Here is a 21,081-nt window from a genome sequence, read left to right as displayed (position 1 = left end):
CTGGCAGTTGACCGTCCTCGTCCCAGTCGCGGGCAACCACACGGAGGTAACCAAAACCGCCACGGCGTCATCGGAAACGTCACCGGCGCCTGGCAGCACCAGCCCAGCCACCCACCCGGAACAAGACCTGGCGCCAGCTGCCACCCGTCCGGGTATCACCGGCCCGGGCAGCATCTGGACGCCCCGCGACGGGCCGCACGTCGGGGCAACCGACGGCGCGCCCCCTCCCCGGTCGTCCCGTCAACGCGGTCAAGCCCTGGCCACAGCCGAGTCGCCGCTGCCGGATCACCCCGCGACCACGCCGATCGCCACCGGCTGGCTCCTGCAGCGACCAGCCGCTCGCTGCAGCGTGAGCTGGCTGGTCAGCGGCCGCCAAGCCTCATGCTGGGCAGTGCCCTGGCAGGCTCACCAAGACGCTGATGCTTGGCGCGCAGCACCGCAGGGCCCTGCTGCCGCGGCCAAGGTGGACACCGCAGCCCACCCGCTGCCTGCGAGGGGAGATGGCGACCTGCGCGTCGTTGCCGACGCAGACGGTTGCTGGGGTGCGATCCAATGCGCAGTGGCTGTCGGCTGCAAGACCGCCTCCCAGCTTCCCCAGCGCAGCGCCTCGACAGCACTCCCATCCGCCGGCGCCCTCGCGCCGACCTGAGCCTCCAACAGCCCCGGCCACCTGCGCGGCGGAGCCGCTGGCCACCGCGCAGCCCGCGCACGGCATGATGCGTGCTTGCTCCCAATCAAGTGCCAGGGCACGAACCGTGCGCGTGCTGCGTTGGCGCGACCGACAGGTAGCAACACAGATGGCAAGACAGGTAACAGGGGGACTGAGGAATGGCGACGGACTACGACGCGCCGCGCAAGAACACCGACGAGGAGGACACCGACTCCCTGGAGGAGCTGAAGACCCGCCGATCGGACTCCTCCAGCTCAGCCAGCGTCGATGAGGACGAGGCCATCGCCGCAGAGTCTTTCGAGCTGCCCGGCGCGGACCTGTCGGGTGAGGAACTGACCGTGCAGGTCCTGCCCCGCCAGCAGGATGAGTTCACCTGCACCAGTTGCTTCCTGGTCAAGCACCGCAGCCAGCTGCACGATGCCTCGGGCGGCCAGTTTGTCTGCGACGACTGCGCGGCCTAAGACACCAGGACGGATCGACGCCTGGCCCAGCCTTCACGACGCCACAAGCAGGGCAGTCGTTCCCTGAACGCCTGAACCGGGAAGACCTCGCCTTCGGCCACTGGCGTACCCCACGAGGCAAGGACTTCATCGGCGCTCGCGAGCGCCGATGAAGTCGCGGAACGTCAGTGGTGGCGGGACTGTGAGTTGAGTCTCGCGCGTACCTGCCTTGTCCAGCTTCCGCCCCAGCTTCTGGAGGATTCCTTTCATTCTGTGGCGCGTACTGCAGGGGCGCGGCTGGTGTGCCGCGGGGCTGATCTGGTGGTGCGGCGAACCAACTGCTGTTGAACCGATCAAGATCGAGCTGGCCACGACCGAGCGGCCACGACCGGCTTGGTCTACCGGCCTGGTTACTCCTGGACGCTCACGACCGACCTGGTCACAACGCTTCCGGGTCCGCCGAAACGCGTATCACGGTCTTGGACGACTTCGACGAGTCCGCTGCCCGGGCGAAGGCCTCCTGCGCGTCGTTGATGTCGAAGACGTCGGTCACGACGGCCGCCAGCGTCTCGTCGGCGGCTAGGAGCTGCACGGCCACGTCGAGTTCGATGTCAAAGCGCTGCGTCCCAAACAGCGCGATCTCGCGGGCGACGATGTCGGCCAGCGGCACCGGCAGGTCCCCGGCCGGCAGGATCCCCAGCTGCAGGATCGCCCCACCCGGGCGGACGGCGCGGATCGCGGTCCGCAGCGAGGCCAGCACCCCGGCCGCCTCGACGACGACGTCGAACGCCTCCTCGGGCACGCTCTCGCCGGCGCTCAGGTGGATCAGCGTGTCGGCGCCGACCTTCCCGGCGACCTGCAGCGGCAGGGTCTGCAGGTCGGCGGCCGTGACGTGCGCGGCCCCGGCGTGCTTGAGCGCGGCGACGGCCAGCGCCCCGATCGGCCCGGCGCCGCTGACCAGTGCCCGCGCCCCCTGGACCCGCGACCCGAGCCGGGCGATGCCGTGCAGGGCCACGGCCAGCGGTTCGGCCAGCACGGCCCTGCGCAGCGGCAGGCCGTCCGGCAGCGGCCGCAGCTGACCGGCGGTGACCGGCAGCAGCCCGGTCAGCCCACCCTGGGTGTGCGGCTGGGTGGAGGCGCTGCCCAGGTAGGTGCCGCCCTTGCGCAGGTGCAGTCCGGTGGGTTCGGACTGGCCGGCCGGCGCCGTCGGGGTGGCGGGGTGGACCGCGACGCGGGTTCCGACCGGCGGCGCCTGGACCCCCTCGGCGACGCGTTCGACGACACCGACCACCTCGTGGCCCAGCGTCAGCGGTTCGGTGACGGTGTAGGGCCCGTTGCGGGCGTCCTTGGCGTAGTGCAGGTCCGACCCGCAGATCCCGCCGTAGATGATCCGGACCAGGACGCCGTCGGCGGGGACGGCGGGTTCGGGGACTTCCTCGACGCGCAGGTCTCCAGGGGCGTGGACGACGACGGCTTTCACGACGGTTCTCCTTGGATGGGGCTGCGCTTGGGGTGTTGAGGCCAGTCGGTGGTGCCGTGCCGATGACGCGACGGCGGCGGTACTGCAGCAGCCGGTTAGGCCGCGATCAACAACCCCGGCGGTGCCGGCCTGTTGGCGGTGGCCTCAGCGCCGGCCGGATGCCTCGCCTCAGCGGGAGATTTCGGCGATGACCGCGTCGGCGAATTGGGTGGTGCTGCAGTTACCACCCAGGTCAGGCGTTGCCATTCCTGTGCCCAGGACCGCCGTGAAGGCGTTGATCACGGTGTCGGCTGCTGCGGCGTGCCCGAGGTGATCCAGCATCATGGCTCCCGCCCAGATGGCACCCACCGGATTGGCCAGCCCGGTGCCGGCGATGTCGGGTGCCGAGCCGTGCACCGGTTCGAACAGGGAGGGGAAGCGGTGCTCGGGGTTGAGGTTGGCGCTGGGGGCGATGCCGATGGACCCGACGGTGGCGGCGGCCAGGTCGGACAAGATGTCACCGAACAGGTTCGAGGCCACTACGACGTCGAGGGACTGCGGACGCATCACCAGTCGGGCCGCCAGAGCGTCGATGAGGACACTCTCCAGCGCCAGGCCCGGCGTCTGAGCGACGGTCTCGCGCACAACCTCGTCCCAGAAGGGCATCGTGTGGATGATGCCGTTGGACTTGGTGGCCGAGACCAGCCGCCCAGCGCGCCGGACGGCCAAGTCGGCGGCGTACTGGGCGACGCGGCGCACACCGCGGCGGGTGAAGACGGCCTGCTGATAGGCCGCCTCGTGCTCCGTTCCCCGGTAGCTGCGGCCGCCGACGTCGGAGTACTCACCTTCGGTGTTCTCTCGCACCACGACTACATCGATGCCTTCACTGCGGCGCAGCGGTGCCTCCACGCCGGGCAGGGAGCGGATGGGTCGCAGGTTGACGTACTGGTCGAACTCGCGGCGGATGGGGATGAGCATGCCCCACAGCGTCTGGACGTCGTCGATGTCGGGGCTGCCGACGGCGCCGAGGTAGATGGCATCGCTGTCGCGCAGCGTGTCCAGTGCGTCGGTGGGCATCATGCGGCCGTACCTGCGGTAGTGCGCGCTGCCCCAGGAGTGCTCCTGCCAGGTCAGGGAGAACTCATGTCGCTGGGCCGCGGCGTCCAGAACGCGCTGGCCGGCGGGGATCACTTCGGTGCCGATGCCGTCACCGGGCAGGACGGCAATTCGATGGACAGGGAAGCTGCTCACGGCGGGAATCCTCTCAGCGACGGCGGCAGTGACGGTGACAGTGAAGACCGATGGCGTAACACGCGCATCCCTGGGTCAGCGGCGTGTGCCGCGGCGCTTCTAGACCGGCTGCAGCCCGCTCGCCATCACGAGGGCCGCCTGGACGAGGCGAAGGGCACCTTGGAGAACCCATAGACCGCGCCAGTGGTGACGCCCTCGTCCAGCTTTTCCAAGGAGATGCCGCGCGTCTCGGGCACCTGGGTGACGACGAAGGCCAGGGCCAGGGCACCGACGCCGGCGAAGACGAAGAACACGCCGGTGATACCGATGGCGGCCACCAGGGACGGGAAGAACAAGGCGAGCACGGCGTTGGTCATCCAGCCGAAGAACACCGAGATGCCGATGGCCAGTCCGCGGACGCGCAGCGGGAAGATCTCGGCCAGCCAGACCCACACCGCGACGTTGAGGAAGGACTGCATGGAGAACACGAACGCCACGATGAGGAGGAGCAGGACGTAGGGCCGTGCAGCGTTGCCCACCGGCAGCGCGATCGAGGCGATCCCGATGAGCAGGTGGCAGGTGGTGGTGAGTGTGAGTCCGATCGCGAAGGTGGTACGGCGGTCGAGCCGGTCCATGTTGCGCAGCGCGATGAAGCCACCCAGGACGGAGAAGACGCCGGAGGCGATGTTGGCCACCAGAGCTGCATTGGCGGTGAAGCCGGCCTCGATGAGCACCCGCTGCCCGTAGTACATGATCGAGTTGATTCCGGTCAGCTGCTGCGCCATCGCCACGCCGATGCCCACCAGCACGATGCGCAGGAACCACTTGTTGCGCCAGATCGCGTTCTCGGTGACCACCGCCTCGTCCTCGACGGCCAGTTCCTGAACCTCGTCGATCTCGGCCTGCGCCCGCTTGTGCGACCGCACCGTCTTCAGCACGTCGAGGGCGCGGCTGTGGTGGCCGTGCTCGACTAGCCAGCGGGGAGATTCGGGCATCCGCAGCATGCCGAAGAACAACGCGATGGCCGGTAGTGCGCAGACGGAGAACATGATGCGCCACACGCCATCGAGGTGGCCCAGCGTGGTGCCGAGGATTGCGTTGACGACGAAGGCGGCGAGCTGGCCGATGACGATGGCCAGTTCGTTGCGGCCGGTGATCGACCCCCGGATCTCATACGGGGCAAGCTCGGCCAGGTACACCGGAACGACGGTCGAGGCGGCGCCAACGGCCAGCCCCAGCATGACGCGCCCGGTGACCAGCACCCCGAAGCCGGGGGAGAGGACGACCAGGGTGGTGCCCAGGAAGAACAGGACCGCCATGGCGGTGATGGTGGGGCGCCGTCCCCAGGCGTCTGAGAGTCGCCCACCGAGCAGTGCCCCGAAGGCGGCGGCGAAGACCAGAGCGCTGATCACGATGCCCAGGCGAAGGTCGGACAGGCCCAGTTCTGCCTGCATGGCGGTTTCCGCGCCGTTGCTGACGCCGGTGTCGTACCCGAACAGCAACCCACCGAAGCAGGCCACCACGGAGATGAGCCCGATGCGTTTGCGGTGCGGTCCAGGAGTCAAGGGCGGCAGCGTCGTATTCCTGCTGTCCTTGCTGATGGATGACGTCAAGAGGAACTCCTTCGTTCTCGGCCTGTCAACCCTCACTCCGCGTGGGCTGCGGTGTCAGGGCGGGCCCGCATGGTCGATGCGGTGATGTCAGCGTGTGGAGGCCGTTTGAAAGCTGGCGAGCGTGGTGGATTTGGCGCGCTCAAGGCCGCGCACCAGGCCGTTGCGACGGTGTTCGTCGGAGAGGATCTCCACGCCCCACGGTCCGTTGAATCCTAGGTCGGACAGGGTCCGGATGAAACCTGGAACGTCTTGGACTCCCTCGCCGCAGTACCGGCGACGGTCGCGGGTGTCCTCGAACAGGTCACCGATCGGTTCGGCGTCGGCATCGTTCAACTCAACCTGGAAGATCTGCTCGACGGTGATGCTCTTGGCCAGTTCCTCCAGCGATGTGCCGGCCCGGAAGACGTGCCAGAAGTCGACGGCGAGCCCGGCGGCGGCGTGGTCGATCTGGCGCACCAGGTCGGCCGCGGCCGGGACCGAGCCCACCATGGAAAAGGGCAGGGGTTCAAGGGCTACCCGGGTTCCCCGGTCGGCGGCCTCAATCGCCAGCTGGCGCAGGGGCTGCACCAACCCGGACAGGTCCGACCAGGGGCTGCTGAACGCGGTGCCGGCCTTGATGACCGGGGCACCGAAGGCCTCGGCGGCCTCCAGCAGCATCGACCACTTCGGCCGCCACGCGGCCTCCTCCAGCCACCAGTCGGTGGCCAGCTCGACCTCGACGTGCGTCAGGCCGTGCGAGCGGGCGTAGTCGGCGACCGCGGCAAAGCCGGTCGTGCGCTGGATGAGTTCGAGGTCTTCGTGGGCGAAGCCCAGCCCGACCCAGCCGCCGCGCGCGACGGCGTCGATCCGCTCGAACGCGGAGTGGGGCGAGACCTCGGAGGCATCCAGCGGGCGGGTGGTTCCCGAGGTCGTCCAGCAGGTGGCGACCAATTGTGGTGTGTTCATCGTTCCTGCCGTCCGGTTCGGGACGGAGACGCCGTCGGCGGAATGGACATCGACGAGGCCGGCGAGGCCGGCGAGGCGATCGGGATTGCCGGGGGAGCGCTGCTCAGGGTGCGGGGGGCGGCCTCGCGCAAGGCCTGGACCAGCTCCTGGCGGCGGGCGGTGATGTCGGTGGCCAGGCCGGCCAGCGACAGGCATCCGAGCAGCTGGCCGTGATCGTCGGTCAGCGGAACTGCGACGGCGCCGATGCCGACGGTGACGTCCTGGTCGGAGTGGACGAATCCTTGCCGGCGGTTGGTGGTCACGTCGGCCAGCAGTTCGGCTTCGGTGGTCATGGTCCACGGCGTCAGCCGGCGGCGTTCGGTGCGGGCCAGGGCGGCGGCGACGTCGTCGATGCCGAAGGACAGCACCGTGCGGCCGGCGCCGCCGGCGTGCAGCGGCAGGGAGCCGCCGGGTCGCAGGATGAGGACACCGATGCCGCGGCCGGGGCTCCAGTCGACGCAGATGGCCTCATCGCCGCGCGGCAGGCTCAAGAAGGCCGTCTGCCCGGTGGCCTCCGACAGCTCGATCAGCACGTCGCGGGCGTTGGACCACTCACTCATCGCATCGCGGGCCGCATCGGCCAGGTGCAGCCACTTCAGGTGCAGATGGGCCTGGCCGTCCTCGTCGATCTGAACCAGGTTGATGGCCGCCAGGCCGTCGATGAGCCGGTAGACGCTGGAGCGCGGCATGCCCAGCTGCTCAGCGATCTCCGCCGGTGAGGCCGAACCGTGGGCGGCCAGCAAGGAGATGACCTGTTGGGCGTTGCCCAGCAGCTTCATCGGCGCGGGACGGCGGGCCGGTTCAGGCATCCTGGCTCCCCTGGCGGCCCCCGTACCAGCCAAGGGCGGTGCTGATGCGGTGGGCGGCGTGCAGCAGGGCCTCCCGCGGCTGGTCGTCGGCCAGCAGGACCTCGCGCAGGCCGCTGATCGAGACCGCCGCCTCGATCTCGCCGCGGTGGTTGAAGATTGGGGCGCCCAGGGCGGCCACCCCCACGGTGACGTCCTGGTCGGAGACGGCGTAACCGCGGCGGCGGGTCTCGCTGATCCGGGCGCGCAGCCGGCCGACGGTGATCTGGGGGTCCTGCTCGGCGAAGCGGGTGACCAGCACGTCGCGTTCGGCGGTGGGCATGTGGGCCAGCAGCGCCAGCGGGGCACCGCCCAGGTACAGCGGCAGGGAGTCGCCCAGGCGCATGGCCAGCCACCGCACGTCGGGTCCTTCGATGCGTTCGATGCAGACGGCCTGCTCGGCTCGGCGCAGGCACAAGAAAGCCGTCGCGCCGGTCGTGTCGCACAGCCAGCGCAGCTCGGGCAGGGCGGCGGCGCGCACGTCCAGGTGGGACTCCACGGCTGCGCCGATGCGCAGGCAGTCCAGCCCCAGGCGGAACAGTCCCCGTTGGGAGGCCGGTTCGACCAGGCCGATGCCCTGCAGGTTGGTCAGCAAACGGTAGGTGGAACTGACCGGCTGCCCGGTGGAGGCGGCGATGTCGGTGGCCGAGACCTCGCCGCCGGCGATCAGCACGTCCAGGACCGTGCCCACCTTGGTCAGCAGGTCCAGGCCTGCCTGTTCGCGCCCGGGCTGTTCGCGGGCGGGCTCATCGGCCGATGTTCTCACGTAGCGGACACTACGCGGTGAGGCGGCTGGATCAAGGGGGACTGAGGGCGATTCGAGCACGATGTTCTCCCTCACTGCGGACTGTAGGACTGCGGTTCGGGTGCCTGGACCTGGCCCAGCGACAGGGGCTGCCCGGTGGCTTCCAGGACCGACCACCACAGGTCCCCGTGCGGGTCGACCTGGTTGCGGGCCGAGACGGCCAGCGCGATCGGGATGTGCACGAACCGGCGGCGCCAGCGGCCCACGACCATGTTCGTCCGGCCGGCCATCGCCGCGTGGACGGCGGCGTGCGCCAACCGTGCGCACAGGACGCTGTCGTAGGGGTTGGCCGGAACACTACGGATGACGTAGCTGGGGTCGATGTAGCGCAGGTTGAGCTCAAGACCGTGCGCGGCGAAGTCCTCGGTGACCGCCTGCCGCAGCAATCGCCCGACGTCGTGCAGCTTCTTGTTGCCCGAGGCGTCGGTGGCGCCGCCGTCCCGATCATCGAACAGTTCCTGCCCGGCGCCTTCGGCCACCACCACCAGCGCGTGGCCCTGGTCGGCGACCTTGGCGCGCAGGTGGTGCAGCAGGCCACCTGGTCCCTCAAGGGTGAAGGGGACCTCGGGGACCAGCACGAAGTCGGCATCGTTTTGCGCCAGCGCCGCGTAGCAGGCGATGAAACCGGAGTGCCGGCCCATGAGCTTGACGATGCTGACCCCGTTGGGGGCCGAGCGGGCCTCGACCTTGGCCGAGCGGATCGAGCGGGTCGCCTCGCTGAACGCCGACTGGAAGCCGAAGCTCTGGTCGATAAACGGGATGTCGTTGTCGATGGTCTTGGGGATCCCGACGACCGCGGTCTTCAGGTCGCGGACCTTGATCTCGGCGGAGATCTTCTGCGCCCCGCGCATCGACCCGTCACCACCGATGACGAACAGGATGCCGATGCCCATCCGCTCCAGGCAGTCCACGATCTCGCAGGCGTCCTGCTGACCGCGCGAGGACCCCAGGATGGTGCCGCCCTCGCCGTCGATGTCCTCCACGGCCTGCGGGGTGAGGTCAATGACGTCGTGGCCGTAGCGCGGGACGAAACCCTGGTAGCCGTTCTTGAAGCCATAGATCCGCCGCACGCCGTAGTGGTTGGTCAACTCCGAGACCAGGCCGCGGATGACGTTGTTGATGCCCGGGCACAGGCCACCGCAGGTGACGATCCCGACGCGGGTCTTGGCGGGGTCGAAGAAGATCTTCCTGCGCGGTCCGGTGGCCTCCAGGCTGGGCAGGTCGGCGGGCTCGCCGTCCTGGCCGGTCACCGGCGTGCGCTGGAGGATCTTGGACACGGTGTCGTCGAACAGGACCCGGTCGGTCTCGGAGACGGTGTGCTGGGTGGTGCCTCGCAGTTCCAGCCGCGGGGCCAGCGGAGAGTCGACGGTGCACGGGCCCAGGGTTTCGACGGCGAAGTCCATCGTGTTCACCGTGGCCCCCTTGATGGTCATGGCCTTTGTTGTCCCTCCCACTGTGGGGCGCCGTGATCGGCGCCCCACAGCCGGTGTCGTTCCAGCCCGGTGCGACTTAATGCGGCTCGGTGCGTGAGTTCGGCTCAGTCAGTGGGCGATGCCCACATACTTGGTCTCCAGGTACTCCTCGATGCCCTCAAAGCCGCCTTCGCGGCCGAAGCCGCTGGCCTTGATGCCACCGAAGGGCGCCGCGGCGTTGGAGATGACGCCGGCGTTTAGGCCGACCATCCCGGTCTCCAGGGCCTCGGCCACCCGCAGACCGCGGTCCAGGCCCTGGGTGAAGGCGTAGGCGATCAGGCCGTACTCGGTGCGGTTGGCCAAGGCGATGCCTTCGGCTTCGTCGTCGAAGACGACGACCGGGGCGACCGGGCCGAAGGTCTCCTCGGTCAGCAGCCGGGCCGAGGGGTCGACGTCGGTGACCACGGTCGGGGCGTAGAAGTAGCCCCGCTCGCCCACGCTCTGGCCCCCGGTGACGACGGTGGCACCGGCTTCGACGGCCTCGGAGACCCGCGCGGCGACATCGGTGCGGGCGCCGGCGTCGATGAGCGGACCGACCTGCACACCGTCCTGGGTGCCGCGTCCGACGACCAGGGAGCCCATGCGCTCGGCGAAGGCGCGGGTGAAGTCCTCAGCCACACCGCGCTGGACGTAGAACCGGTTGGCGGCCGTGCAGGCCTCGCCGGTGTTGCGCATCTTGGCTGCGACCGCCCCCTCGACGGCCTTGTCCAGGTCGGCGTCGTCGAAGACCAGGAACGGGGCGTTGCCGCCCAGTTCCATGGAGACCCGCAGCAGTTGCTGGGCGGACTGCTCGACCAGACGCTGCCCGACCGGAGTGGAGCCGGTGAAGGTCAGCTTGCGCAGCCGGGGGTCGGCGATGAGCGGAGCCATCACCTTGCCCGTGGTGGAGGAGGTCACGACGTTGAGTACCCCGTCGGGCAGGCCGGCCTCGGCCATCGTCTGGGCGAACAACAGCATGGTCAGCGGGGTGGCCGTAGCCGGTTTGACGACCATGGTGCATCCGGCCGCGACGGCCGGGGCGACCTTGCGGGTGCCCATGGCCAGCGGGAAGTTCCACGGGGTGATCATCAGGCACGGGCCAACCGGCTGCTTCATGGTCAGCAACCGGCTGCCGCCGACGGGGTTTTCGGAGTAGCGCCCGGAGATGCGCGGGGCCTCTTCGGAGAACCAGCGCAAGAACTCCGCGCCGTAGGCGACCTCACCGCGGGCCTCGGCCAGCGGCTTGCCCATCTCCAGCGTCATCAGCAGGGCGAAGTCGTCGGCGCGGGCGGTGACCAGCTCGAAGGCGCGCCGCAGAATCTCGGCCCGTTGCCGGGCCGGGGTGCGTCGCCAGTCGTCCTGGGCGGCGACCGCGGCGTCCAGGGCCGCCCCGGCATCGTCCACGGTGGCATCGGCGACGTGGGCCAGGACCGCACCGGTGGAGGGATCTTCGACCTCGATGGTGCGCCCGCCGGTGCCATCGAGCCACTGGCCGCCGATCAGCAGTCCGCGCGGGACCGAGCCCAGCAGCGCGGCCTCGCGCTCGGCCTGCGCCGGGGAGGAAGTGCTCACCGGCGCCTGGGCGGAGGTCGCGGCGCTCACAGGTACAGCCCCTGCGATGCGGCCTCACGCTCGTACTCGGCGTGGGCGGCGATGGTGGACTCCTCGGTGGCCACCTGCGGGACCGGCACGTCCCACCACGCTCCGGAGCCGCCGAAGCGGCCCTGCTCATCGACCTTGACGTAGATGACCACGGTGTTCTCCACTTCGGCGGACTTGGCCAGCGCCTGCCGCAGCTCCTCGGCCGTGCTGGCCTCGAAGACGGTGGCGCCGTAGCTGGCGGCGTTGGCGGCCAGGTCGACCGGCAGCCGGTCCCCGGACAGCTGCCCGTCGGCGCCGCGGTACTCGAAGCGGCAGGCGAAGCCCTGCGACCCGCGCGACTCCGACAGCGCCGCGATGGAGCCGTAGCCCTGGTTGTCCACGACCAGGACGGTGAGCTTGAGGTGCTCCTGAACCGCGGTCAGCAGTTCCTGGTGGGCCATCAGGTAGGTGCCGTCCCCGATGAAGCAGTACACGTCCCGGCTCGGGTCGCCCATCTTGGCGCCCAGCGCCCCGGCGATCTCATATCCCATGCAGGAGTTGCCGTACTCCAGGTCGTAGCCCTTGGGCGTGCCCGGGCGCCACAGGCGGTGCAGGTCACCGGGCATGCTGCCGGCGGCGTTGACCACCACCGAGCGCTGGTCGGCCTGGGCGTTGACGATGCCCATGACCTCGGCCTGGGACAGGGTCGGCCCGCCGGTGACCTCGACGATGCGGTCGACCTCGCCGCGCCAGTCGGCGGCGGCCTGCTCGGCCTCGGCGCGGTAGCCGGCCGGGACCGAGTACTCCGAGAGCAGTTCGGTGAGCTCTTCCAGGGTCACCTTTGCGTCGCCGACCAGGGCGAGCCCGGCTTCCTTGTACGCGTCGATCTCGGCGACGTTGAGGTTGACGAACTGCACGTCGGGGTTGCGGAACAGAGTGTTCGAGGCGGTGGTGAAGTCGGTGTACCGGGTGCCGATGCCGATGACCACGTCGGCCTCGTTGGCCAGCTTGTTGGCGTACTGCGAGCCGCTGGCGCCCAAAGCATTGACCATCTGCGGGTGATCGAACGGCAGGCTGGCCTTGCCGGCCTGGGTCACCCCGACCGGGATGCCGGTGGACCGGGCGAAGGCGTCCAGCGCTGCGCTGGCCTCGGAGTAGATGACCCCGCCACCGGCGATGATCACCGGGCGCTGGGCGGCGGCGATGACCTGGGCGGCGCGACGCAGGGCGGCCACGTCGGCCCGGGCGCGCGGAACGTACCAGGTGCGCGGGCGGAACAACCTGGTCGGGAAATCGAAGGCCTCGGCCTGCACGTCCTGCGGCAGGGCCAGAGTGACCGCCCCGACCTGCGCCGGGCTGGTCAGCACGCGCATGGCCTCCAGCAGCGCCGAGGGCAGCTGCTCGGGACGGGAGACCCGGTCGAAGAAGGCCGAGACGGCGCGGAAGGAGTCGTTGGAAGTGAGGTCGCCGGAGTAGGCGTACTCCTGCTGCTGCAGAACCGCGCCGGAACGGCGGGTGGCGAAGGTGTCGCTGGGCAGGCACAGCACCGGCAGGTGGTTCACCGTGGCGGTGGCCGCGCCGGTGACCATGTTGCTTGCGCCCGGGCCGATGGAGGTCGAGACGGCCAGCGCGCCCAGGCGGTTGCGCATCTTGGCGTAGCCGGTGGCCATGTGGACCCCGCCCTGTTCGTGGCGGGCCTGGTAGAGCCGGAAGTCCTTGCGGTACTGCAGCAGGGCCTGACCCAGGCCCGCGACGTTGCCGTGGCCGAAGATGCCGACGGCGCCGCCGAAGAACGGCTGCTCGATACCGTCGCGCTCGACGTGCTGGACGGCGAGGAACTGCACGAGAGCCTGGCCCACGGTCAGTCGTTCAGTGGTGGTCGCCTTGCGTTCCACGATGGGTCCTTCCTCGATGAAGGTTCTTGCGAAGTGAGTTTAGGAGGGTGGACCGGTTGGGAGGTCGCCGGTTGGTCCGTGGTGCGGGTCAGCTCATCGCGCAGTCGCCCGGGCTGTGTGTCAGTCGACTGCGGGGTAGCGCGGGATGAACGGCAGCCGGGAGTCGATGCCGGCTTCCTGCCAGGCCTCACGGGCCGAGGACAGGTGAGCGTCCTCGCGTGCCTGCAGGGTGCGCTGGGGGGCGGGGCCGGCCAGGATGTTCAGGTAGTACAGGTCGTGCCCGTGCGCGGCGACGGTGGTGTGGAAACCCCAGGGGATGAGGGTGATGTCCCCGTCGCGGACCGGCTCGCTCAGCTCGAATCCACGCTCAGGGCTGTAGACGCGCTGCAGCGCCCAGCCGTTCTCGGGGTCGCGCAGCCGGTAGTAGTAGGTCTCCTCCAGCGAGGCCTCGCCGTCTTCGTCGTGCTCGTGCTTGTGCGGCGGGTAGCTGGACCAGTTCCCCCCGGGCGTCCACACCTCGATGACGTGCAGGCGGTCGGCGGGGAAGCCGGGCAGCATCAGGCTGCCGACCTGGCGCGAGGCGTTGCCGCCGCCGCGCAGCTCGATGTCGATGTCGTCGGGAGTGACCAGGACCGGCTCGAACCGCTGGGTCGCTGGGGCCGCGGCCACCGCGATCTCCAAGTCCGTCTCGGCGGTGATGGTCACGGCGGTCTCGCGCGGCAGGTACAGGCAGTGCCCCAGCCCGTCGAAGACCGAGGCGCGGCCACCGAAGGTCCACTCCGAGCCCTCGGCCTTGGCCCGGGCCCGGCCCGACAGCGGCACGAACGCCCGCTCGGAGCCATCGGCAGCCAGTTCCCGGCTCGATCCGGCCGGCAGGGTGAGGACCTCGAAGGTGACGTAGGTCCAGCCGGCCTGGGCCGGGGTGATCTGCGACCACTCGCCGCTGCGGAGGATCTGCGGAGTGCTCATCGTGGCGTCGTCGCCCTTCCATCAGACGGTGGAGCCGGTCCGGCTCCGGTGGCGGTACACGGCGAGGTTATCGAGAGACGGACACGTTGTCCACAAAGCGGGATAGAAGATCGCTCCGCGCCGGCGCGTGGCGGTGCCTGGCGATCGCATCGCTGATCACAGGACCGACGACGAGTTTCGAGTCTGAGGATGGCGGGGTGGCGGGCAGGCCGCACACCGTCGCGGCAACTTCTCTCGCACCGTGGACGCGTTGGCCGATTGCTGATAGCTTCGCCGCATCGAGAGGCTCTGTGTCGAGCCGCTCCCTTCGACCCAGGTGAGTGAACCGTGACACTCGACAACGCCGTCAGGACCACTGAAACCGTGAGCGCGAGCACCAGTGATGAGCAGTTGGCCGCCTTGGCGCGCCAGGCCCGCTGGCACGTGATCAAGACCGTGACCGGCAGCAAGGCCGGTCACATCGGCGGGCCGCTGTCCATGATGGACGTGCTCGTCACCCTCTACTTCGAGGAACTGCGCATCCGCACCGAGGAGCCCGACTGGGCCGACCGGGACCGGTTCGTGCTGTCCAAGGGCCACGCCGCCATCGGCCTGTACGCCGTGCTGGCGATGCGAGGCTTCTTCCCGGTCGAGGAGCTGCCCACCTTCGACAAGGGCGGTTCGCGCCTGCAGGGGCACCCCGACGTCACCAAGCTGCCGGGCCTGGACGCCAGCACCGGCTCGCTGGGGCAGGGGCTGTCCTTCGGGGTGGGCGCGGCGTTGGGTGCCCGCCGCACCGGCCAGGACTTCCACACCTTCGTCATGCTCGGCGACGGGGAGATCCAGGAGGGGCAGGTGTGGGAGGCCGCGCAGGTGGCCACCCGCTACCGACTGACCAACCTCACCGCCATCCTGGACCGCAACGGCCTGCAGCAGTACGGCCTGCCCTCCGATGACCGGACCGCCGGGACCGACCGCGGCGACCGCCGCGACCCGTGGGCCGGCCTGGACGTCGCCGCGGTCTTCCACGCCTTCGGCTGGCGGGTCCTGGAGATCGACGGCCACGACTACGGCCAGATCCGCAACGCCCTGAAGCTGGGGCGCGCCGGTGACCGCGAAGGCCGGCCCACGGTGATCATCGCCCAGACCGTGAAGGGCAAGGGCCTTTCTCTGGCCGAGGGCACCCACACCTGGCACAGCATCGTGCCCACCGCCGAAGACCTCGAGCAGGCCCGGCGCGAACTCGACAGCGACATCCACGCTGACATCGACGCTGACATCGATGCTGACATCGACGGAGACATTGACGGAGAACACGAGAACGAACTCGTGGCGCACGAGACGGGAGCGACCTCATGAAGGCCATGCGTGACGTGTGGGGACAGGCCCTGGTCGACCAGGGTGCCAAGGACCCGCGCATCGTCGTCCTGGACGGGGACCTGGCCAACTCGACCAAGGTCGACAAGTTCGCCAAGGCCCACCCCGAGCGCTTCTTCCAGATGGGCATCGCCGAGCAGAACATGGTCGGTGTCGCCGCTGGGCTGGCCTCGATCGGTCAGGTGCCGTGGACCTCCACGTTCGCGGTCTTCTTGACCCACCGCGCCGCCGATCAGATCCGCATGCTGGTGGCCCAGACCGGCGCCAACGTCAAGCTCGCCGGTTCCTACTCCGGACTGCTCATCGGGGCGGTCGGCAAGACCCACCTGGACGTGCAGGACATCGCGATCATGCGAGCCATGCCGGACATGACCGTCCTGGCCCCCGGTGACAACACCGAGCTGCTGGCGATGATGGAGTGGGCCAACGCCTACGACGGACCGGTGTACCTGCGCCTGGCCCGTGACCCGGTGCCCGACATCTTCGGCGCCGACTACACCTTCGAGGTCGGCAAGGTCCGGGTGCTGCGCGAGGGGGCCGGGGTGGCCCTGGTGACCACCGGTACCCAGCTGTCCCGCGTCGTGGAGGCGGCCGACCTGCTGGCCACCGCCGGGCTGAACCCCACGCTCGTGCACGTGCCCAGCATCAAGCCACTGGATGCTGATGGGTTGCGCGCCGCGGTGGGCGGCCATGACCTGGTCGTGACTGTGGAGGAGCACTCGGTGCTGGGTGGGCTCGGCGGGCTGGTCGCCGAGACGCTGACCGCCACCGGGCCCGCGGCCCGCATCGAGCGGATCGGCCTGGCCGACACCTGGGGGGAGTCGGCGGACAACGCCTACATGCTCAACAAGCACGGCCTGTCCCCCGAGCGCATCCGCGACCGGGTCCTGACCGTGGCCAACCAGGTGCTGGCCTCTCATGTCGGGTGAAGCCGGCGGGCCGGGTGACCGGTTCGCCACGCGCTGGCCCGGGGAGCGCCTCGCGGCGCCGATGCTGGCGGGCAAGGTCGTCCTGGTCAGCGGCGGTTCCTCAGGTGTGGGCGCCGCGATCTCGCTGGCGGCCGGCGCGGCAGGGGCCGAGGCCGTTGTCCTGACCGGGCGCAACGAGCGGGCCGCGCGCGAGGTCACCGCCGCACTCGACGAGCACGGCGTGAAGAACCTGTTCCTGCGCACCGACCTCACCGACGTAGCGCAAGCCCGCGCCAGCGTCGCCGACACCATCACCGCCTTTGGGCGGGTCGACTGCGTCGTCAACGCCGCCGGCCTGACCAGCCGCGGCACCATGCTGGACACCGACCCGGAGCTGTTCGACCAGCACGTTGCGGTGAACTTGAAGTCGCCCTGGTTCATCATGGCCGACACCATCCGGCACCTGAAGGGTCGCGGTGCACCCGGTTCCATCGTCAACGTCATCTCCATCTCCGAACTGGGCGGCTACGATTTCCTGGCTCCCTACGTGGCGGCCAAGTCCGGCTTGGCCGGTGCAACGCGTAACGCCGCGCACGCCCACCGGTGGGATCGCATCCGCATCAACGGCCTGGACATCGGCTGGACCGCCACCGCCGCCGAGGACGCCATCCAGCGCAGCGGCCATGGCGCCGGCGATGACTGGCTGGAGCAGGCCGACGCCTCGGTGCCGATGGGTAAGATCAACCGGCCCGATGACCTGGCCGAAATGGTCGTCTTTCTGCTGTCCGACCGCAGCGGTGTGGTCACCGGCTCGGTCATCGACTGGGACCAAACCGTCCAGGGTGGACAGGGCTGACCCGCCCGATCACTCAGCCTTGCGGTTCCAACACAGTCGTTGAAGCAGTTTCCCCTTGACCAAGAAGTGAGAGTCCCGTGACCCCCGAACCCCTGCGCATCGCCCTCATCGGCGCCGGCCGCATCGGCCAGGTGCACGCCGCGAGCATCGCCCGCTCCCCGCGCGCCACGCTGCAGGTCGTCTGCGACGTCTTCGAGCAGAGCGCGCAGGACCTGGCCGCTCGCCACGGGGCCCGGGCCAGCTCTGAGCCTGAGGCGAGCATCGAGGCAGCCGACGTCGACGCCGTCATCGTGGCCTCCTCCACCCCCACGCACGTCGACCTCATGCGCGCCGCCCTGCGCGCCGGCAAGCCCGTCCTGTGCGAGAAGCCGATCGATCTGGATATCACCCGTGTCGAGGGCCTGCGCGGCGAAGCCGAGGGCGCTGCGCGTCCGGTCATGCTGGGCTTCAATCGGCGTTTCGACCCTCACTTCGCCGCTGTCCATGCCCGCGTGGCGGCCGGTGAGATCGGCCGGCTGGAGCAGTTGACGATCACCAGCCGGGACCCCGCGCCGGCACCTCGGGGGTACCTGGCCGCCTCCGGCGGCATCTTCCGCGACATGACCATCCACGACCTGGACATGGCGCGGTTCTTCGTTCCCGACATCGTCGAGGTGTCGGCCACCGGATACCGCCACTTCAGTTCCGAGATCGCCGAACTGGACGACTTCGACGCGGCGGTGGTGACGTTGACCGGAGCAGGAGGGGAGTCAATCGTCATCACCAACAGCCGGCACAGCGCCTACGGCTACGACCAGCGCCTGGAGGCGTTCGGACCCGACGGCCGCCTGGCCGTGGACAACCTCAGCGACACCGTCGTCCGCGCCTGGACGGCCACCTCGACCGCAGCGGGGGAGCCGCACCAGCAGTTCTTCCTCGAGCGGTACGCCGAGGCGTACTACCGCGAACTGGAGGCCTTCGTCTCCGCGGCCGTGGCCGATGGTGCCGGTGTCGCCGGGGCGACCGGTGTCCCCGGTTTCGCTGACGGCCGCAGTGCGCTGATCCTGGCCGACGCGTGCGAGGAATCGGCCCGCAAGCGTCACGCCGTTCCTGTCGACCTCCGCTGACACCGACGTCTTGATCAACCCGCTACAGGAGTCCTCACTATGAGCGAGAAGAACGCTCCCCGGCGCATCGGCGTCGGCCTGGTCAGCATCGGCTGGATGGGCAAGCTGCACACGCGCGCCTACCGGAACCTGCCGATCCTGTACCCCGAGCTGGGCATCGTGCCCGAGCTCGTTCAGGCCGCCGACGTGAACACCGCCCTGCACGAGTACGCCGTGGATACCCTGGGGTACCGATCGGTCACCACCGACTACCACGAGGTCCTAAACAACCCCGACGTCGACGTCGTGTCCATCTGTGCGCCGAACTTCCTACACGAGGAGATCGGCGTCGCCGCCGCGAAGGCCGGCAAGGCGTTCTGGATCGAAAAGCCGGTAGGTCGCAGCGGCTCCGAAACCGAGCGTGTCGCCCAAGCCGCTGACGCGGCCGGTGTGGTCACCTCCATCGGGTTCAACTACCGGCACGCTCCGGCGGTCCAGCACGCCAAGGAACTCATCGCCGACGGCACCCTGGGCCGTATCACCAACGTCCGCGGCGTCTTCTTCGCCGGCTACTCCGCCGACCCGCAGATCCCCTCCTCCTGGCGCTTCGTCCGCGAGACCTCCGGCAGCGGGGTCCTGGGTGACCTGCTCGGGCACCTGGCCGACCTCATGCACTACGTCGTCGGCCCGGTCGCCGAGGTCAGCGCCGTCACCAGCGTCGTGCACACCGAACGCCGCGACCCGCGAAACCCCGACGTCATGGTCCCGGTCGAGAACGAGGACTACGCCGGGCTGCTGGTGCGCTTTGCCGACAACGCGCAAGGCGCGGGCGCGGTCGGCACGCTGGAGTCGTCCCGTGTCGCGGTCGGGCCCCGCGCCGAGTACGCCTTCGAGGTCTACGGGACCAAGGGATCGCTGCGCTGGAACTTCGAGCGAATGAACGAACTGCAGCTCGCCCTCGGAAACGCTGGACAGCACCTGGGTTACACCACCATCATGGCGGCGCCGGGATTCGGCGACTTTGCCACCTTCCAGCCCGCGGCCGGTACCTCGATGGGCTACGACGACCTCAAGGTGATCGAGGCGGCCAAGTTCCTCGCCGCCTACACCGGCGCCGAGACCGACCACTCCAACATCCACGACGCCGTCGCGTCGGCCCGCGTGCTCGACGCGGCCGAACTGTCCCACGCGCAGCGGCGCTGGGTCGAGGTCCAGCCCGAACCCGGCACGACCGCCGCCCTGCGCGGCGAGTGAGGAGACGACCGACGTGGTCGACGTAAAGTCCCGTTCGCGAGCCAGGATCTCGGCCGCACCGATCTCCTGGGGGATTCTCGACGTCCCGGGCTGGGGTCACCAGCTCGACCCGACCCGGGTGCTGTCCGAAATGCAGCACATCGGGTACACCGCCACCGAGTTTGGCTCGCCTGGGTTCCTGCCCGACGAGCCTGCCGCGAAGGCCGAAACTCTGGCCAAGTACGGCATGCAGGCCGTCGGCTCCTTCCTCGACGTCGTGCTGCACGACGCCGACCGTGACCCGCTGCCGCGCGTACGGCAGATTCTCGACGGGTACGCCGCCGCCGGCGCCGGCACCATCGTCCTGGCCGCCGCGACCGGGGCGGAGGGGTTCGACGCCCCCAAGCCGGTGCTGAACGACAGCCAGTGGAAAACTCTGTACACCAACCTGACGCGAGCTCGCGAGCTGGCCGAGGACCTCGGAGTGACGGCGGCTTTGCACCCGCACGTCGGCACGATGGTCGAGACCGCCGCCGAGGTCGACCGGGTGGTGCAGGAGACCGACACGCCGTTCTGCCTGGACACCGGCCACCTGATCATCGGAGGTACCGACCCGGTCGAGTTCGCCCGCACCTACGCAGCCCGGGTCTCGCACGTGCACCTGAAGGACGTCGACCTGGCCGTGGCCCGGCAGGTCGTCGACGGCGACATCTCTTTCCACCAGGGCTGCCGCGACGGGCTCTTCGTCCCCCTCGGCACCGGAGACGTCGACCTGCGCACCATCGTCGACTCCCTTCTGAAGGTCGGCTACGACGGCTGGTTCGTCCTGGAACAGGACGCCGTCCTGGCCGGGGAGCCGGCGCCGGGAGCAGGCCCGGTGCAGGACGCCACCGCAAGCTTTACCTACCTCAACACGCTGGTCGACGAGTTGTCGTTCCCCACCCGGGTCGGCTGACCCGGTCGGGCCCAGGTGGGCCCACCGGGCACCGCCCGGTATCGAGCACTCGAAGGAGAGGCTTGGATCGATGGAGATTCGCACCAAGAGCGGAGGGAACCCGGCGGCGACGACCGGGACCGCCCCCACCACGCACGCGGGAGGGGCGGCCACCTCGGCCGACGACCGCGTCCACACGCGGCCGTTGTTGTCGGTCGTCCTGTCGCGGCCCGAGATCGGGTCGCTGATCGGGGCGATCGTGCTCTTCGCGTTCTTCCTGGCGGTGGCCCCGACCCTGCGGTCGGGGGCCAGCCTGCTGACCGTGCTGTACTCCTCCTCGACCATCGGCATCATGGCCATCTCGGTGGCGCTGCTGATGATCGGTGGGGAGTTCGACCTCTCGGCCGGTGTGGCGGTCACCACCGCTTCGCTGGTGGCGGCGACGACGGCCTACCAGCTGCACCTGAACGTGTGGGTCGGGGTGCTGCTGGCGCTGGTGTTCGCGCTGGCGGTCGGGTTGTTCAACGGCTGGTTGTTCGTGCGGACCGGGTTGCCGAGCTTCATCATCACGCTCGGGACGTTCTTCATGCTCACCGGCCTGAACCTGGGGGTCACGAAGGTGATCACCGGCGGGGTGTCGTCCCCGACGATCAGCGACATGGCCGGGTACGAGTCGGCGCGGGCGTTCTTCAACTACACGCTGCCGATCGGCAACGGGGTCCGCATCCCGATCGTCTTCTGGATCGCCCTGGTGGCCGTGGCGACCT

General features: G+C 69.6%; 18 protein-coding genes. 8 read left to right on the top strand and 10 right to left on the bottom strand.

Translation table 11 applies throughout. From position 1 onward, the window contains the following. Positions 1-828 precede the first annotated feature (828 nt). Positions 829-1,131, top strand: a complete 303-nt coding sequence (locus ACRYR2_RS23785) for a DUF4193 domain-containing protein (protein WP_432565374.1) — start codon at positions 829-831, stop codon at positions 1,129-1,131. A gap of 418 nt (positions 1,132-1,549) precedes the next feature. On the opposite strand, the gene ACRYR2_RS23780 is transcribed toward ACRYR2_RS23785, so the two are convergent. The 10 genes from ACRYR2_RS23780 to iolB form a co-directional block, all read right to left on the bottom strand. Continuing rightward, positions 1,550-2,590: an L-idonate 5-dehydrogenase gene (locus ACRYR2_RS23780; RefSeq protein ID WP_432565373.1), complete on the bottom strand. Its 1,041-nt coding sequence runs from the start codon at positions 2,588-2,590 to the stop codon at positions 1,550-1,552. A 168-nt stretch (positions 2,591-2,758) separates the two neighbouring features. After that, positions 2,759-3,820 (bottom strand): tartrate dehydrogenase, encoded by a 1,062-nt coding sequence (locus tag ACRYR2_RS23775; RefSeq protein WP_432565372.1) that lies wholly within the window; start codon positions 3,818-3,820, stop codon positions 2,759-2,761. Positions 3,821-3,945: 125 nt separating this feature from the next. Next, positions 3,946-5,412 (bottom strand): sugar porter family MFS transporter, encoded by a 1,467-nt coding sequence (locus tag ACRYR2_RS23770; protein WP_432565371.1) that lies wholly within the window; start codon positions 5,410-5,412, stop codon positions 3,946-3,948. A gap of 87 nt (positions 5,413-5,499) precedes the next feature. Next, positions 5,500-6,357 carry a sugar phosphate isomerase/epimerase family protein gene (locus ACRYR2_RS23765; RefSeq protein WP_432565370.1) on the bottom strand — a complete coding sequence of 286 codons (858 nt, stop codon included), beginning with the start codon at positions 6,355-6,357 and terminating at the stop codon, positions 5,500-5,502. After that, positions 6,354-7,205, bottom strand: a complete 852-nt coding sequence (locus ACRYR2_RS23760) for an IclR family transcriptional regulator (RefSeq protein ID WP_432565369.1) — start codon at positions 7,203-7,205, stop codon at positions 6,354-6,356. Before ACRYR2_RS23760 ends, ACRYR2_RS23765 begins: the two co-directional genes overlap by 4 nt. Next, positions 7,198-8,007: an IclR family transcriptional regulator gene (locus ACRYR2_RS23755; protein WP_432565368.1), complete on the bottom strand. Its 810-nt coding sequence runs from the start codon at positions 8,005-8,007 to the stop codon at positions 7,198-7,200. Before ACRYR2_RS23755 ends, ACRYR2_RS23760 begins: the two co-directional genes overlap by 8 nt. Positions 8,008-8,078: 71 nt before the next feature. After that, a complete protein-coding gene (locus ACRYR2_RS23750) occupies positions 8,079-9,479 on the bottom strand; it encodes an ATP-dependent 6-phosphofructokinase (protein WP_432565367.1) in 1,401 nt (466 codons plus the stop codon). A 108-nt stretch (positions 9,480-9,587) separates the two neighbouring features. Beyond that, a complete protein-coding gene (locus ACRYR2_RS23745) occupies positions 9,588-11,069 on the bottom strand; it encodes an NAD-dependent succinate-semialdehyde dehydrogenase (RefSeq protein ID WP_432565383.1) in 1,482 nt (493 codons plus the stop codon). A gap of 26 nt (positions 11,070-11,095) precedes the next feature. Further along, entirely contained in the window at positions 11,096-12,976 is a 1,881-nt protein-coding gene (gene iolD / locus ACRYR2_RS23740) for a 3D-(3,5/4)-trihydroxycyclohexane-1,2-dione acylhydrolase (decyclizing) (protein WP_432565382.1), read from the bottom strand. A 117-nt stretch (positions 12,977-13,093) separates the two neighbouring features. Next, on the bottom strand, positions 13,094-13,942 hold the full coding sequence (gene iolB, locus ACRYR2_RS23735; protein ID WP_432565366.1) for a 5-deoxy-glucuronate isomerase: 849 nt from the start codon (positions 13,940-13,942) through the stop codon (positions 13,094-13,096). 363 nt (positions 13,943-14,305) lie between these two features. On the opposite strand from iolB, the gene ACRYR2_RS23730 reads away from it, so the two are divergent. The 7 genes from ACRYR2_RS23730 to ACRYR2_RS23700 all read left to right on the top strand — a co-directional run. After that, positions 14,306-15,280: a transketolase gene (locus ACRYR2_RS23730; RefSeq protein ID WP_432565365.1), complete on the top strand. Its 975-nt coding sequence runs from the start codon at positions 14,306-14,308 to the stop codon at positions 15,278-15,280. Beyond that, positions 15,277-16,227 carry a transketolase family protein gene (locus ACRYR2_RS23725; RefSeq protein ID WP_432565364.1) on the top strand — a complete coding sequence of 317 codons (951 nt, stop codon included), beginning with the start codon at positions 15,277-15,279 and terminating at the stop codon, positions 16,225-16,227. The genes ACRYR2_RS23730 and ACRYR2_RS23725 overlap by 4 nt, the downstream gene beginning before the upstream one ends. Before the next feature lie 61 nt (positions 16,228-16,288). Then, positions 16,289-17,062 (top strand): SDR family oxidoreductase, encoded by a 774-nt coding sequence (locus tag ACRYR2_RS23720; RefSeq protein WP_432565381.1) that lies wholly within the window; start codon positions 16,289-16,291, stop codon positions 17,060-17,062. 77 nt (positions 17,063-17,139) lie between these two features. Then, positions 17,140-18,168 carry an inositol 2-dehydrogenase gene (iolG, locus tag ACRYR2_RS23715; RefSeq protein ID WP_432565363.1) on the top strand — a complete coding sequence of 343 codons (1,029 nt, stop codon included), beginning with the start codon at positions 17,140-17,142 and terminating at the stop codon, positions 18,166-18,168. A gap of 39 nt (positions 18,169-18,207) precedes the next feature. Next, entirely contained in the window at positions 18,208-19,401 is a 1,194-nt protein-coding gene (locus tag ACRYR2_RS23710) for a Gfo/Idh/MocA family protein (RefSeq protein WP_432565362.1), read from the top strand. A 13-nt stretch (positions 19,402-19,414) separates the two neighbouring features. Next, positions 19,415-20,335 (top strand): TIM barrel protein, encoded by a 921-nt coding sequence (locus ACRYR2_RS23705; protein WP_432565361.1) that lies wholly within the window; start codon positions 19,415-19,417, stop codon positions 20,333-20,335. A 70-nt stretch (positions 20,336-20,405) separates the two neighbouring features. Continuing rightward, positions 20,406-21,081: ABC transporter permease (locus ACRYR2_RS23700; RefSeq protein WP_432565360.1), on the top strand; the 676-nt coding region annotated here is incomplete at its 3' end.

Source organism: Kineococcus deserti (assembly GCF_050871945.1).
GTDB lineage: Bacteria > Actinomycetota > Actinomycetes > Actinomycetales > Kineococcaceae > Kineococcus.
Note: the sequence above shows the minus strand (reverse complement) of the source record. Positions and strands in the feature narration are given on the sequence as shown.